We start from the raw sequence: 13,943 nt of genomic DNA on the forward strand, positions 1-13,943 counted from the left end.
AACGGGGGGAGAAGCACGCCGGTGAAGGACACCGGTACGCGCACGGAGGGGGCACCGCACACGGGGGCACGACCGGGGCGTTCACGGACGCGGGACGCGTCCGTACGGCACCGCAACGAGGAGGAAGCAAGTGGTCGACGCACACCAGACGTTCGTCATCGTCGGAGGTGGCCTGGCCGGGGCGAAGGCCGCGGAGACGCTCCGCTCGGAGGGCTTCACCGGCCGGGTGATCCTCATCTGCGACGAGCGCGACCACCCCTACGAACGCCCCCCGCTCTCCAAGGGGTATCTGCTCGGCAAGGAGGAGCGGGACAGCGTCTTCGTCCACGAACCCACCTGGTACGCCCGGGCCGACATCGAGCTCCACCTGGGCCAGCCCGCCGTCCACCTGGACCCCGCGGCCAGGACCGTACGCCTCGGGGACGGCACCCTGATCGCCTACGACAGGCTGCTGCTCGCCACCGGCGCCGAACCGCGCCGCCTGGACATCCCCGGCACGGCCCTGGCCGGCGTCCACCACCTGCGCCGCCTCGCACACGCCGAACGGCTGCGGGGCGTCCTCGCCTCCCTCGGCCGGGAGAACGGCCACCTCGTCATCGCCGGCGCCGGCTGGATCGGCCTGGAGGTCGCCGCCGCGGCCCGCTCCTACGGCGCCGAGGTCACCGTCGTGGAACAGGCCCCCACCCCCCTGCACGGCGTTCTGGGCCCCGAACTGGGCGCCATGTTCGCCGAACTGCACCGCGAGAAGGGCGTGCGCTTCCACTTCGGCGCCCGCCTCACCGAGATCATCGGCCAGGACGGCATGGTCCTCGCGGCGCGCACCGACGACGGCGAGGAACACCCCGCCCACGACGTCCTCGCCGCCATCGGCGCCGCCCCGCGCACCGCCCTCGCCGAACAGGCCGGGCTCGCCCTCGTCGACCGCGAGGACGGCGGCGGCATCGCGGTGGACGCCGCGCTGCGCACCTCCGACCCGCACATCTACGCCGCCGGTGACGTCGCGGCCGCCCACCATCCCCTCCTGGGCAGCCGCATCCGCGTCGAACACTGGGCCAACGCCCTCAACGGCGGACCGGCCGCGGCCCGCGCCATGCTCGGCGAGGACGTCCGCTACGACCGCATCCCGTACTTCTTCTCCGACCAGTACGACCTCGGAATGGAGTACTCCGGATACGCCCCGCCCGGCTCCTACGACCAGGTCGTCTGCCGCGGCGACGTCGGCAAACGGGAGTTCGTCGCCTTCTGGCTCGCCGGGGGCCGCCTCCTGGCCGGGATGAACGTCAACGTCTGGGACGTCGCCGAGCCCGTACGGCAACTGATCCGCGAGGGGCGGCCGTTGGACGCCGACGCGCTGGCCGACCCGGACGTTCCGCTGGAGTCGCTGCTCCCGTAGCGTGCCCGTGTGAGCGAGCGGAGAGAGAGAACAATCAGGAGGTGCGCGCCTCGCGCATGCGAGGCCGAGCGCAGCGAGGTTTCGGTATGAGCGCCCCCGAGACCACAGGTCCCACCGGTCCCGCCCGTAGCACCGCCCCCGGCGCGCCCGTCCCGGCCGTCACTCTCGACGACGTCCGGGACGCCGCCGGGCGGCTGGCGGGCGTCGCCCACCGCACGCCCGTCCTGCGCTCCCGCACCCTCGATGCGCGCCTCGGCGCCGAGATCCACCTCAAGTGCGAGAACTTCCAGCGCATCGGCGCCTTCAAGTTCCGCGGCGCCTACAACGCGATCTCGCGCCTCTCCCCGCAGCAGCTGGCCCGCGGGGTCGTCGCCTACTCCTCCGGCAACCACGCCCAGGCCGTCGCGCTGGCCGCCCGCGAGCTCGGCACCCGGGCCGTGATCGTCATGCCCGAGGACGCACCGCGCTCCAAACGGGACGCCACCGCCGGCTACGGCGCCGAGATCGTCTCCTACGACCGCTACACCGGCGACCGCGCCGCCCTCGCGCAGCAGCTGGCCGACGAGCGGGGCCTCGCCCTGATCCCGCCCTACGACCATCCGCACATCATCGCCGGTCAGGGCACCGCCGCCCTCGAACTGATCGAGGAGACCGGCCCACTGGACGCGCTGCTGGCGCCGGTCGGCGGGGGCGGCCTGATGGCGGGCTCGGCCGTCGCCGCCACCGCCCTGGTACCCGGCATCCGCATGATCGGCGTGGAACCGGAGGCGGGCGACGACACCCTGCGCTCCCTGAAGGCCGGCCATCGCATCACGATCCCCGTGCCGCACACCATCGCCGACGGCCAGGCCGTCGAGTCCCCCGGCGAACTCCCCTTCGCGATCAACCGCCGTCTCCTCGACTCGATCACCCTGGTCACCGACGACGACATCCGCGCCGCCATGGCCTTCGCCTTCGAACGCCTCAAGATCGTCACCGAGCCCAGCGGCGCCAGCGCGCTCGCCGCCCTCCTCGCCGGCCGTATCGACCCCCTCCCGCCCCGCATCGGCGTGATCGTCTCCGGCGGCAACATCGGACTGGACCGTTTCCTGGAACTGCTGCGCTGACCTGCGACAACGCCCGCCGCCACGCGCACCGGCCCGGCCGGGCGGCAGGGACTGTCCTACCCCCACCGTAGAATTCACGCGTGGCAGGCAGGATCAACGATGACGACGTGAAGGCGGTACGGGACGCGGTCCCGATCGACGCCGTCGTGTCCGAGTACCTCCAGCTCCGCAACGCCGGCGGCGGCAATCTCAAGGGCCTGTGCCCCTTCCACGACGAGAAGTCCCCCTCCTTCCACGTGAGCACGGCCAAGGGGCTCTACCACTGCTTCGGCTGCCAGGAGGGCGGCGACACCGTCGACTTCATCATGAAGATCGACCACCTCTCCTTCGCCGAGACCATCGAGCGCCTCGCCGCCCAGGCCGGCATCACCCTGCGCTACGAAGAGGGCGGCTACACCCCCGGCCGCCAGCAGGGCGAACGCACCCGCCTGGTGGAGGCCCACAAGGCCGCCGCCCAGTTCTACATCGAGCAGCTGGACGGCCCCGAGGCCGAGATCGGCCGCCGCTTCCTCGCCGAGCGCGGCTTCGACCAGTCCGCCGCCCAGCACTTCGGCGTCGGCTACAGCCCGGCCGGCTGGGACCACCTCACCCGCTTCCTGCGCGGCCGCGGCTTCAGCGACCAGGAACTGGTCCTCTCCGGCCTCTCCCAGGAGGGCCGCCGCGGCCCCATCGACCGCTTCCGCGGCCGCCTGATGTGGCCCATCCGCGATATCGCCGGCGAGGTCGTCGGCTTCGGCGCCCGCAAGCTCCGCGACGACGACAACGGCCCCAAGTACCTCAACACCCCCGAGACCCCCCTCTACCGCAAGTCCCAGGTCCTCTACGGCATCGACCTCGCCAAGAAGGAGATCGCCAAGACCAACCGCGCGGTCGTCGTCGAGGGCTATACGGACGTCATGGCCTGCCACCTGGCGGGCGTCACCACCGCCATCGCCACCTGCGGTACGTCCTTCGGCGAGGGCCACATCAAGATCCTCCGGCGCCTGCTGATGGACAACGCCAACGCCGAGGTCATCTTCACCTTCGACGGCGACGCCGCCGGCCAGAAGGCGGCCCTGCGCGCCTTCGAGGACGACCAGAAGTTCGCCGCCGAAACCTCCATCGCCATCACCCCCGGCGGCATGGACCCCTGCGAACTGCGCCTGGCCAAGGGCGACGACGCCGTCGCCGGGCTGGTCGAATCCCGCACCCCGCTCTTCGAGTTCGCCCTCCGGCACGTCGTCGCGCGCCACAACCTCGACACCGCCGTCGGCCGCGCCGCCGCCCTCGACGAAGCCGCGCCCATCGTCGCCCACATCAAGAACAGCTCCATCCAGCACGAATCCGCCGTCCAGCTGGCCGGCATGCTCGGCATCCTGGACACCCAGTTCGTCGTCAAGCGCGTGTCCCAGCTCGCCCGCTGGGCCCGCGAACGCGGCCGCGACGGCCAGGACCGCCCCCGTACGCCGCACCGCGCCTCGGCCGCCGCCGAGGCGCCCCCGCAGCCGGCCGGCTCCCGCGGTCCCGCCCTCAACCTCCGCAGCCCCGCCCACCGCGTCGAGCGCGAACTGCTCAAACTCGCCCTCCAGCGCCCCGACCTGGTCTCCCCGGCCTTCGACGCCTACGGGATCGACGAGTTCACCGCCCCGCCCTACGCCACGGTCCGCCAGTGCATCGAGGACGCCGGCGGCGCCACCGCCGGGGCCGCCGACCCCGGATACGTCCCCCGCGTCCGCGAGGCCGCCCCCGACGACACCGTCCGCGCCATGGTCACCGAACTGGCCGTGGAGCCCCTGCACACCCGCCGCGACCCCGACGAGGCATACGCCGGCGTCCAGCTCGTCGCCGTCCGGCTGGCCGCCGTCAACCACCGCGTCACCGAAATCCGCGGCACCCTCCAACGCCTGGGCCCCCGCGCCGACCCCGACCACCTCGCCGCCGTCCAGAACGAACTCTGGATCCTCCAGCAGTACGGCCAGTCCCTCCGCGAACGCGGCTACGCCGCCCTCTAGGGCCGCCCCCCCCGGGGCAGGCCGTAGAGGGCCCACAGCACCCCCCGGTAGCCATCCGGTCACGGACCGGACTCAAAAAGTGGCCGCACGCCCCTCGTGGCGGGAGTGTGTCGTACTCCACACTGAGGGGCGGTGCCTGAGTCCTCGGAGCGCGGCGGGTCCGGTTGCCCTGATCCGGAATCCCCCGCGCAACCGCTCGTGACGTACGGGACGGACGGCGGCTCGGCCGCATCCGTACCCGGCCCTTCTGCCGCCCTCGCAGCGATCACCCTGGAGGTCGCCCCCGTGCAGACCCAGACCCTCGCCGACGCGCCGGCCCCCGCGGCACCGGACCTGGATCCGGTCACCGTGCCACAGCAGTCCGGGGCACCCGCCGCAGAGTCGCTCGCCGGGGAGGCCGCCGCCCAGGAACTCCCCGAACCGGCCGACCCTCCCGATCCCCCCGACCCCGCACCCCGCCCCGATGCGGCCGGCCCCTCCGCCGACCTCTTCCGCCAGTACCTCCGCGAGATCGGCCGCATCCCGCTGCTCACCGCCGCCGAGGAGGTCGAGCTCGCCCGCCACGTCGAGGCCGGCCTGTTCGCCGAGGAGAAACTCACCGGCACCCCCGACCTCGACTCCCCTATCGACTCCCAACTCGCCTACGACCTCGACAAGTTGGTGGTCCTGGGCCGGATGGCCAAACGCCGCCTGATCGAGGCCAACCTCCGCCTGGTCGTCTCCGTCGCCAAACGCTACGTCGGCCGCGGGCTGACCATGCTCGACCTCGTCCAGGAGGGCAACCTCGGCCTCATCCGCGCCGTCGAGAAATTCGACTATGCCCGCGGCTACAAGTTCTCCACCTACGCGACCTGGTGGATCCGCCAGGCCATGTCCCGGGCCCTCGCCGACCAGGCCAGAACCATCCGCGTCCCGGTCCATGTCGTCGAGCTGATCAACCGTGTGGTCCGCGTCCAGCGCCGGATGCTCCAGGAACGCGGCTACGAACCCACCCCCGACGAAGTCGCCCGTCACCTCGACCTCACCGAGGAACGCGTCAGCGAGGTCCTCCGCCTGGCCCAGGAACCGGTCTCCCTGCACGCCCCCGTGGGCGAGGAGGACGAGGTGGCCCTCGGCGACCTCATCGAGGACGGCGATGCCGCCTCCCCCGTCGAATCCGCCGCCTTCCTCCTGCTCCGCGAACACCTCGACGCCGTCCTGTCGACCCTCGGCGAACGCGAACGCAAGGTCGTCCAGCTCCGCTACGGCCTCGCCGACGGCCGCCCCCGCACCCTCGAAGAAATCGGCCGCCTCTTCGGCGTCACCCGCGAACGCATACGCCAAATCGAATCCAAAACCCTCAACAAACTCCGTGACCACGCCTTCGCGGACCAGCTCAGGGGGTACCTGGATTAGGGACTGTCCGAGGGGCCGGCCGTCCCCGCTCTCCTCGCGCCCCGTACCCCTCGGGCCGCTCTATCGGCAGTTCCGTGATTCCCAGATCCCGCCGCATGGTCTGGCGCACCTCATAGAGCCCCTCCGAGGCGCGCTTCAGCCCGTCCCTCGCCTCGGTCAGCCGGGCCTCCCGGCCGGCCGGGTCCGGCGCCTCCGGGTCGAGCAGCCGCTGGATCCTGGACATCAGATGAACCAGGCCGCCACCGGCCGCGAGGACCCCGTCGGACGCCACCATCTGCGCCTCGGCGTAGACGTCCCGCAGCCCCTGCCGCGCCTCCTCGACCTCGGGACGGGGCCGGGAGTGCGGCCAAGGCCCTTCGCCGGCGGGTCCGCCGGCGAGATCCGTACCGAGATCCGTACCGAGATCCGTACCGAGATCCGTACCGAGATCCGTACCGAGATCCGTACCGAGATCCGTACCGAGATCCGTACCGAGATCCGTACCGAGATCCGTACCGAGATCCGTACCGAGATCCGTACCGAGGTCCGTACAACGACGGAACAGCACCGCGTGGTACTGCCGCAGGCTCTGGTTGAAGCTCGCATACGACACCCGCCGCGCCTCGATCAGCTCGCGGTGCTCCGCGGCGCGCCGCTCCTCGCGCTGCTCCTGGGCTACGTGCGCGAGTTCGACTGCCTTGGAGCGGAGCGTGCTGCGGTGTGTGAGGAGCCCGGACACCAGGGTCCCGAGGACGCCGACCACCGCCACGACCAGGGAAGTCGTCGAAGCATCCATGCCCCGACGATAGCGGCCGTCAAGGAGTGCGGGCGAGCAACTTCCCTGCAAGGAGAGGGGGTTGGGTGTCCGGCCGTGCTCACTCCTCCCGCCGGAACGCCCCGGGATGGGCCTCGTCCCGTACCGCCGTGAACTGCTGGCGGACCGCCTGGCCGACGGGCAGGGTCTCGCCCGGTTCGAAGATCTGGCTGGCGGCCGCCGGCCACTGGGGCGGGTCGATCCAGGGGGAGCCGCCGCCCGGGGCGGGCTCGGTGCCGGGGGCCGGGGCGAGGGTGCCGTGGGCGACGCCCCAGGCCCAGGCGGCCTGCCGGGCCGCGCCCAGGGCCGCGTACTCGGCCGGCTGCGGCACCACGACCTGCACCCCGAAGATCCCGGGCGCCGCCGCCTGCACCGCGCCCAGCTCCGCCGCCGCGCCCAGCAGGAACACCCGGCGCACCGTCATGCCCCGCCCGCGCAGCACATCCAGCGCATCCGCCAGCCCGCAGAGCATGCCCTCCACGGCCGCCCGCGCCAGATGCTCCGGCTTCATGCTCTCGCGCCGCATACCGTGCAACGACCCTGCGGTGTGCGGCAGATGGGGCGTACGTTCACCCTCCAGATACGGCAGCAGCACCATGCCGTACGCACCGGGCGACGACTTCAGCGCCTGTTCGGACAGCCCCGCCAGATCCGTGCCGAGCATCTCCGCCGTACCGCGCAGCACCCGCACCGCATTGGTCGTGTGCACCACGGGCAGATGCCGCCCGGTGGCGTCCGCGAACGAGGTGATCGTCCCGGTGGGGTCCGTCAGCGCCTCGTGATGGATCCCGAAGACGGACCCCGAGGCGCCGAGCGACACCACCGCGTCGCCCTCCACGGCGCCCAGCCCGAAGGCGGCCGCCATCGTCTCGCTCGTACCGGCCGAGATCAGCAGCCCCTCCGGCGTGAACCCGGCCGTCCCGGACGGCCCCAGCACCTCCGGCAGCCGCACCTGATGGCCCAGCGCCAGCTCGATCAGATCCGGCCGGTAGGAGCCGGTCGCCGCCGACCAGAAACCCGTCGTCGAGGCCCCGCCCCGGTCCGTCGTACGTCGCGCGGGCCGCCCCAGCAGCTGCCAGGCCAGCCAGTCGTGCGGCTGCATGACCTCCGCGATCCGCGCCGCGTTGTCCGGTTCCGTACGGGCCAGCCAGCGCAGCTTGGTCACCGGATGCGCCGCCTGCGGCACCGTCCCGACGGCCTGCGCCCATGCGCTGCGCCCGCCGAGCGCGTCCACCAGGTCCGCGGCCGCGGACTGCGCCCGCTTGTCGTTGCCGACCAGCGCGGGCCGTACGAGATTCCCCTCCGCATCCAGCGGCACCAACCCGTGCTGCTGCGCGGAAACCCCGATCGCCTGGACGCCCTCCAGCAGCCCGCCTCCCGCGGCCTCGCCCAGCGACATCAGCCACGCCTGCGGATCGGTCTCCGGACCCTTCTCGACGGGGTGTGGTGCATACCCCTGCCTGATGACGGCACCCGTGTCCGCATCGCAGACCACGATCCGTGTGCTTGTGGACGAACTGTCCAGTCCGGCGACTATCCCCATGGTCCAAGATTTTGCCCCATGGGGCGATGGGGTGCATAAGGAGGGCGTGCGGGGCAGAGTGCCGGGTTTGCCCGGACCCGCCCCCCGGTTCCCCCTGGCCTCGCCCACGTCGTACGGGCCCGCGGACCCAGATGCTCCTGGGCCCGCGGGCTCCGGCCGTATCCCGTCGTCACCTACGGGGCGTCACGTATTGCTGGTGCCCCACTCGTCCTCGTCCTCGTAGCCCGTGCGCTGCTCCCGCAGCGAGCGGACCCGGTCCGTGACGGACGGCGGCAGGCGGTCGCTCACCTTGGCCGACACCGCACCGAAGGCCCGGGTGGCGACCTGGCGTCCACCGAGAACGGCGGACTCGGCGGTGTTGCGGACGGCGGGGTTCTCCGCGATCCGCCGGGCGGCCTTGCGCATCTGCTCGTACCGCTCCCGGCCGGCCCGGGTGCCGAGCACATATCCGACGGCCAGCCCCGCGATGAACGTGAGCCGGTAGCGCATCGCTCCACCTTCCCTCTCGTCGCTCCCGTGCGCGAGGGCCGCAGCCGCCGCGCTCCGATGGCGTCCGAACCCGTCCGGTGCCGTCCCGCACCGGACCGCCGGGCCGTGCCACCCGCCTACCCGTCAGGACCGCGGATCACCCGAGGCCACCGGCGGGGATACCGATTGGCGGAGCACCCCCCTGCTTGCGCTAATGTATGTGTCGCAGCGAGCGCGCGCCGTCCGGAGCACCGGAAGGAGGCGCATTCGAGGCACACAGAGCAATCCCCTGTAGCTCAATTGGCAGAGCAGCCGGCTGTTAACCGGCAGGTTACTGGTTCGAGTCCAGTCGGGGGAGCTCGGTCCCCTGTAGCTCAATTGGCAGAGCATTCGGCTGTTAACCGGAGGGTTACTGGTTCGAGTCCAGTCGGGGGAGCTCGGTCCCCTGTAGCTCAATTGGCAGAGCATTCGGCTGTTAACCGGAGGGTTACTGGTTCGAGTCCAGTCGGGGGAGCAGAGAGAACGAGGGCCCCGGAAGGGGTCCTTTTTCTTGTCTGTCTTCGTGTTCGCCGTGCGCGCCTGCTTGTCCGCCCCGTCGGTCCTGTGCCCGTCTTCCGTGGCTTCCTTCCGCGCTCCGTTCGGTGCCGCGGACCTGCGACGGAAGCGAATGTGCGGCGCGAGGGAACCGAACCACCGGTGATCGAAGTCCTCTTGGGCATGCACGGTCGCACGACGGCAGCCCAAAGGAAGCCCAACGGCAGCCCACACGGGCAGCAGATCGTATGAGCGGCTATGCTGCGGCAGACGGCGCGCACAAATGTGCGCGGCGCGCCGTGAGGGGGCGGTAGCTCAGCCGGTTAGAGCAGCGGACTCATAATCCGTCGGCCGTGGGTTCGAGTCCCACCCGCCCCACCAGCGCAGGTCTCTGACCTGCAAAAACGTCCCTCCTCGGCGGAGAGATCGCGAACTCTGGCTCAACGAGAAAATCCGCTGCTCAAGGGTTCTGCCCGAGGTGTGCGGGCGCGACCTGGTTGATCGCGACAAGCGTCTGACCAGCAGTTTTGGTAGCTCCTCCGTGTGCTGGAAGGTGAGCCACGGTGCCGGGAACCAAGATCGAGGGGACGTGCAGGGGACGCGAGGGCGGGCGTGGGGCCGGTCGTGAGGTGGCAGGGGCCTGTCGCTCCAAGAGGGAACAGCAGTGCTAGGTCGATTCGGTGATCTGCACCACGCGGGAAGGCCATGGCTCTGTTGGAGGAGGTACCTCGCCAGTCTCGGCGGGACGAACCTCGACTTCGCCGCCGTGCCGCTGATGTCCCCGCCCGATGGGCTGGAGCGAGTCGAGGTCGCATTCGCCGCTGCCCGCGCTACGGCCTCTGCGGACCAGCGGTGGCTGGCCCGCCTTGGAGTTGTATGAGCCGGTACTCGACGCACTGGAGACCTCCCGGGCCGCCTGCAAGACCGGCAACAGCGCGACGGCGCTCGGCTTGATCCTCACCGTCTTCGAGTGGCACCTGGGCGAGCTGGTCGAGGCTGGTTCGACGCGGCCATGGGAGAGGCGACCCGGGCGGGCAGGGCGTCTCTGGAGACGGTGTTCGGTGTCCGGGACGTGTCGGCGGAGACGGCGTACTCGTGAACCCGGATATCCGAACCTGGGGAATGCGTCGTCTGGCGTCGGTGTGCGTGTTCGACGCTGGATGCTGGTTGACCGAGCTAGTAGTGCTTTGTTAGGTGGTGTCGTAGGGCTGCCATGGGTTGGATTGCGTTGGTGGCAGGTGGGGCAGGTGTCGGCCCAGGTGGCCAGCGGGTGTTGGAGGAGGTCCAGGGCCTGGTAAGGGCTCAGAAGCCATCCGCATACCGAGCGACAAGGCTGCCGGGTCGAACGAAGGCGTTGATGGGCGGAACTGGGTGGGAGGTAGGTAACTGGCAGGTATCGGCGCCCCAGGGCCGGTTTTGGTAGACGGGCGGTGTCGATCAGGTCGGGGCGTGGTTCTCACGCGGCGCAGAACTCGTTGCCTTCCGGGTCCTGCATGATCCACCAGTGGCCGGCTGGCCCCTTGTTCACCTCAGAGACGCGGGTCGCGCCTAGGGCCTCCAGCCGTGTCACCAGGGCGTCGAGGCCGCCGGACTCGCTGTGGACGTCGAGGTGTAGGCGGTTTTTGCCGGTCTTGCTGTCGGGGACGTCTTGGAAGAGCAGGCGTCGCCCGCGGCCGATGCCGCTTATGGGGTCGAACGGATCCTCGGGATGGCGGATGGCCGCGTAGCCACGGAAGGTCTTGCGGCCGCGGTGCTCGGCGACTGCTTCCTCGCCTAGGTGGCCGGCCGCCAGCAGCTGATCGATGAGCACGCTGGGGTCTTCCACCTCGTACTGCAGGGCTGCGGCCCAGAAGTCCGCGAGGGCGGGTGCGTTCGTGCTGTCGACGACCAGTTTCCAGTTCAAAGCCATGTAACCGGTTATATTAGTTACATGGACTCCGCCGCAAACCGAGGGCTCGTACTGCGCTCCCACACCGGCGCCGCCTACCGGTTCGACCCCGGCGCCCTGTGCCTGGAACTGCTCCCCACCGGAGGCCCTGGCCCCTTCAGTCGGTACGAGGTACTCCACGAACCCGCCGACCTGGCCACCTGGGCCGAGCGGTCACGCCTCACCCCAACCCCCGACCTACGGATCACCGACGGCGAGGTGGCCGACGCGCGCCGACTGCGCAACGCCCTGTTCCGGGCAGCCGCCGCCCGCACCCGCAACGAACCGCCCACGCCCAGCGATCTGGACGTGATCAACGACGCGGCCGCGCATGCACCACTGGCGCCCGCCATCAAAACGGACGGAACGCGGCACTGGGCCGGCACCGGCGATGGCACCCAGCTGCTCGCCACCATCGCGCGCGACGCCGTGGACCTCCTCACCGGCCCCCTCGCTCCTCGTATCCGGGTGTGCGCGGCCGAGGACTGCCACCTGATCTACGTCGACACCTCGCGCCCCGGCCGTCGCCGCTGGTGCTCCATGGAGCACTGCGGCAACCGCCACAAAGTCCGCGCCCTGCGCACCCGTCGCTTCGAGGAAGGATGACCGCGATGCCCACCGGACTCACCAAGGACGCCGGCTGGCAGATCGGCGTCTCCCGCACCCTGCCCCACCCCCCGTCCGTCGTCTGGGACTTCATCAGTGGGCCCGAAGGGCTCGCGCTCTGGCTCGGCCCTGGTGCCACCCTCACCCCCGAGCGCGGCACCCCCTACCGGACGACCACCGGCGCGGCGGGCGAAGTACGCGGCTACCGGCCGGGCGACCGGATCCGCGTCACCCACGACACCACCACCGTCCAGGTCGCTCTCCGCCCCACCGCCGACGGGGACAGAACCATGCTGCGGTTCCACCAAGAACACCTGGCCAACGCCGACGAACGTGAACGGCAACGGGCCCACTGGCAACAGGTCATGGACAAGGTGGTCACTGCCCTCGACCAGTAGCCCGCCACACCACCCACGCCCACCGGCCCGGGCACCCGTCGAGACCGGGGTGCCGCTGGCTCGCTGCTCGTGCCCGGAGCTGGCCCGCGAGGCATCGCCGCTTCGTGTCGGCCTCCACCTTGCGCCGCTCGCCGGCCCAGGGCGCGCTCAAAGCCTGGCAGCACCGCTCCTGGATCTTCATCACCGACTCCGAGCCTTCGAAGACCGCTACAACGCCACGGCACAGCCGTTCCAGCGGAAGTTCACCACCTCCGACCTGAACGTTCTGCTTGCCAGGCTCGACCGGCACACCGCTGACCGTCAGGAAGAATCCTCCGTCGCACTGACAGCATGATCAACCCTCGAAGGACCTCCAGAGGCGACCACTTAGAAGCCATCCGCATTCCGATCGGTGGAGTTGCCGGTCGAACAGGGTTACTGCTCGGGTGCTCGCGACGGGGGCGGTGCATGAAGGCAGGACCTCCTGGTAGCTCGGCGATGTGAGTCAGGTCGAGCTTCCGGAGGCCCGTTGCCACAGTCTTGCGTGAGCGTGTCCGTACGGGTGCTCTGACCGCATAGGTCTCGCGCGAGGGGTCAACTGCCTTCGATGAAGGGGTCGTTGCCATACTAGATCCGCACGCGTCGGCACGGGATTGGAGCACTGAGTATGGTCCGCACTGTGGTCCCCATGGCGTTGACGATTGTCCTCGTGGCAATTGGCCTGTTGCACTTCATCTGGGCGTTCTCCCCCTGGCCGATGAGCGATGCGGTGACGTTTTCCAGGACGATTGGTGGCGTCGATGATGACAAGATGCCGCCGGCACCGAGCACCGTTCTGGTGGGCCTGGCACTGATCGGTGGCGCTGCGCTCACCCTTATGGTCAATGAGTCCATCCCGGGGATCGGCCCGGGCTGGCTGCGGTTGGTGGGCATGTACGGCCTGACGGTCGTTCTGCTCGCCCGCGGCCTGGGCGGATACTTCATGAACTCCGGAGCCGCCATCGAATTCCAGCGGCTGAACACCTTCCTGTACTCACCGTTGTGTGTGGCACTCGGCGTCCTGAGTGGAATTGTTGCGGTAGCCGCGAGCAGGCGTTAAGGGTTGTCCCGTAACTGATCTCCGATGAGTGACTCCGAGTCTTTGCTGACCGTCAACCGCCGATGCGATCAACGGATGGCTCCCCCATGTGGGGGATCGTGATCGTCCGCGCGGCTGACGCCCTGTCGCCGAGGCTCGGCGATGGTGGAGTCATGCCGATCCACCTTTCTCTGGGCGACACCGAACGTCCGGTTCCGCGTTGGGCGCTCCAGCTCGCGAAGGCCCTTCCGTTCATCCTCCTGCCGCACTGCCTGTGGCGGCTGCCGTTCGCCTTCGACTTCTCGATGGGAACGGTGGATCCGTCGGCACCGTCCATGCAATGGTGGGCCCCGGCCTACGTGTTCGGGCTGAGCGTGCTCACAGAGGCACTGGCGCTGCTCTGTACCGGCCTGGTCAGCGGGTGGGGCGAGAAAGTCCCGGACTGGGTGCCGCTGATCGGCAGTCGGCGGGTCGCGCCGCTCGCCGCAATCATTCCGGCGACCTTGGGCGGACTGGGCCTGATCGCACTGTGGGACCCCATGCCCCTCGCCTGGTTCGGTCTGCTGGGCTTCCACGAGGTCGCCTTCAGCAACGGCTGGTGGATGCTCTTGGCACGTGTGTGCATCAGCCCGGTGATGCTGTGGGGCCCGATCGTGCTCGCCCTTACCTACGCTTACTACCGACGTCGCCGAGCTGTCTGACTCCCGCGGGCCAGGCCAGGTCGGTGTGGAT

Annotated in this window: 12 protein-coding genes and 4 tRNA genes; 12 read left to right on the forward strand and 4 right to left on the reverse strand. The window is 70.3% G+C overall.

Annotation, left to right across the window (positions count from 1 at the left end):
- Positions 1–130: 130 nt before the first annotated feature.
- The 4 genes from SNA_RS07275 to SNA_RS07290 all read left to right on the forward strand — a co-directional run bounded on the left by SNA_RS07275 (position 131) and on the right by SNA_RS07290 (position 5,885).
- Positions 131–1,393 carry an NAD(P)/FAD-dependent oxidoreductase gene (locus SNA_RS07275; RefSeq protein ID WP_044363890.1) on the forward strand — a complete coding sequence of 421 codons (1,263 nt, stop codon included), beginning with the start codon at positions 131–133 and terminating at the stop codon, positions 1,391–1,393.
- Between the two features lie 86 nt (positions 1,394–1,479).
- Positions 1,480–2,499, forward strand: a complete 1,020-nt coding sequence (locus SNA_RS07280; RefSeq protein ID WP_078969744.1) for a pyridoxal-phosphate dependent enzyme — start codon at positions 1,480–1,482, stop codon at positions 2,497–2,499.
- Positions 2,500–2,579: 80 nt separating this feature from the next.
- On the forward strand, positions 2,580–4,490 hold the full coding sequence (gene dnaG / locus SNA_RS07285; RefSeq protein ID WP_044363892.1) for a DNA primase: 1,911 nt from the start codon (positions 2,580–2,582) through the stop codon (positions 4,488–4,490).
- A 132-nt stretch (positions 4,491–4,622) separates the two neighbouring features.
- On the forward strand, positions 4,623–5,885 hold the full coding sequence (locus tag SNA_RS07290) for an RNA polymerase sigma factor (protein ID WP_030068815.1): 1,263 nt from the start codon (positions 4,623–4,625) through the stop codon (positions 5,883–5,885).
- On the opposite strand, the gene SNA_RS07295 is transcribed toward SNA_RS07290, so the two are convergent.
- The 3 genes from SNA_RS07295 to SNA_RS07305 all read right to left on the reverse strand — a co-directional run bounded on the left by SNA_RS07295 (position 5,866) and on the right by SNA_RS07305 (position 8,710).
- On the reverse strand, positions 5,866–6,660 hold the full coding sequence (locus tag SNA_RS07295; protein ID WP_044363893.1) for a troponin: 795 nt from the start codon (positions 6,658–6,660) through the stop codon (positions 5,866–5,868). The two genes, SNA_RS07290 and SNA_RS07295, sit on opposite strands and share 20 nt — an antisense overlap.
- A gap of 79 nt (positions 6,661–6,739) precedes the next feature.
- Entirely contained in the window at positions 6,740–8,221 is a 1,482-nt protein-coding gene (locus SNA_RS07300; protein WP_044363895.1) for an FGGY family carbohydrate kinase, read from the reverse strand.
- Between the two features lie 183 nt (positions 8,222–8,404).
- Positions 8,405–8,710 carry a hypothetical protein gene (locus SNA_RS07305; protein ID WP_030068819.1) on the reverse strand — a complete coding sequence of 102 codons (306 nt, stop codon included), beginning with the start codon at positions 8,708–8,710 and terminating at the stop codon, positions 8,405–8,407.
- Between the two features lie 264 nt (positions 8,711–8,974).
- Here SNA_RS07305 and SNA_RS07310 point away from each other — a divergent pair.
- The 4 genes from SNA_RS07310 to SNA_RS07325 all read left to right on the forward strand — a co-directional run bounded on the left by SNA_RS07310 (position 8,975) and on the right by SNA_RS07325 (position 9,604).
- Positions 8,975–9,047 (forward strand) — tRNA-Asn (locus tag SNA_RS07310).
- Positions 9,048–9,052: 5 nt separating this feature from the next.
- Positions 9,053–9,125 (forward strand) — tRNA-Asn (locus SNA_RS07315).
- A 5-nt stretch (positions 9,126–9,130) separates the two neighbouring features.
- A tRNA-Asn gene (locus SNA_RS07320) sits at positions 9,131–9,203 on the forward strand.
- Between the two features lie 324 nt (positions 9,204–9,527).
- A tRNA-Ile gene (locus SNA_RS07325) sits at positions 9,528–9,604 on the forward strand.
- A 1,075-nt stretch (positions 9,605–10,679) separates the two neighbouring features.
- Here SNA_RS07325 and SNA_RS07330 read toward each other — a convergent pair.
- The gene (locus SNA_RS07330; RefSeq protein ID WP_030068820.1) at positions 10,680–11,132 is read right to left on the reverse strand and encodes a VOC family protein; all 453 of its coding nucleotides are present in this window, start codon (positions 11,130–11,132) and stop codon (positions 10,680–10,682) included.
- 21 nt (positions 11,133–11,153) lie between these two features.
- Here SNA_RS07330 and SNA_RS07335 point away from each other — a divergent pair, with 21 nt between their 5' ends.
- From SNA_RS07335 to SNA_RS07350, 4 genes are all read left to right on the forward strand, one after another.
- Entirely contained in the window at positions 11,154–11,756 is a 603-nt protein-coding gene (locus SNA_RS07335; protein ID WP_030068821.1) for a CGNR zinc finger domain-containing protein, read from the forward strand.
- A gap of 5 nt (positions 11,757–11,761) precedes the next feature.
- Positions 11,762–12,154, forward strand: a complete 393-nt coding sequence (locus SNA_RS07340; protein WP_030068822.1) for an SRPBCC family protein — start codon at positions 11,762–11,764, stop codon at positions 12,152–12,154.
- A gap of 667 nt (positions 12,155–12,821) precedes the next feature.
- Positions 12,822–13,232 carry a DUF3995 domain-containing protein gene (locus SNA_RS07345; protein WP_241779569.1) on the forward strand — a complete coding sequence of 137 codons (411 nt, stop codon included), beginning with the start codon at positions 12,822–12,824 and terminating at the stop codon, positions 13,230–13,232.
- 98 nt (positions 13,233–13,330) lie between these two features.
- Complete coding sequence (locus SNA_RS07350) at positions 13,331–13,912, forward strand: hypothetical protein (protein WP_241779570.1); 582 nt, start codon at positions 13,331–13,333, stop codon at positions 13,910–13,912.
- The last annotated feature ends 31 nt before the right edge of the window (positions 13,913–13,943 follow it).

The sequence above is a fragment of the Streptomyces natalensis ATCC 27448 genome (assembly GCF_000935125.1).
In the GTDB taxonomy this organism is placed as follows: Bacteria; Actinomycetota; Actinomycetes; order Streptomycetales; family Streptomycetaceae; genus Streptomyces; species Streptomyces natalensis.

What these genes read in the sequence shown, in the direction of transcription:
- SNA_RS07330 (WP_030068820.1), bottom strand. Translation starts at nt 11,132, where the DNA reads ATGGCTTTGAACTGGAAACTGGTCGTCGACAGCACGAACGCACCCGCC.
- SNA_RS07305 (WP_030068819.1), bottom strand. Translation starts at nt 8,710, where the DNA reads ATGCGCTACCGGCTCACGTTCATCGCGGGGCTGGCCGTCGGATATGTG.
- SNA_RS07345 (WP_241779569.1), top strand. Translation starts at nt 12,822, where the DNA reads ATGGCGTTGACGATTGTCCTCGTGGCAATTGGCCTGTTGCACTTCATC.
- SNA_RS07340 (WP_030068822.1), top strand. Translation starts at nt 11,762, where the DNA reads ATGCCCACCGGACTCACCAAGGACGCCGGCTGGCAGATCGGCGTCTCC.
- SNA_RS07280 (WP_078969744.1), top strand. Translation starts at nt 1,480, where the DNA reads ATGAGCGCCCCCGAGACCACAGGTCCCACCGGTCCCGCCCGTAGCACC.
- SNA_RS07335 (WP_030068821.1), top strand. Translation starts at nt 11,154, where the DNA reads ATGGACTCCGCCGCAAACCGAGGGCTCGTACTGCGCTCCCACACCGGC.
- SNA_RS07295 (WP_044363893.1), bottom strand. Translation starts at nt 6,660, where the DNA reads ATGGATGCTTCGACGACTTCCCTGGTCGTGGCGGTGGTCGGCGTCCTC.
- SNA_RS07300 (WP_044363895.1), bottom strand. Translation starts at nt 8,221, where the DNA reads ATGGGGATAGTCGCCGGACTGGACAGTTCGTCCACAAGCACACGGATC.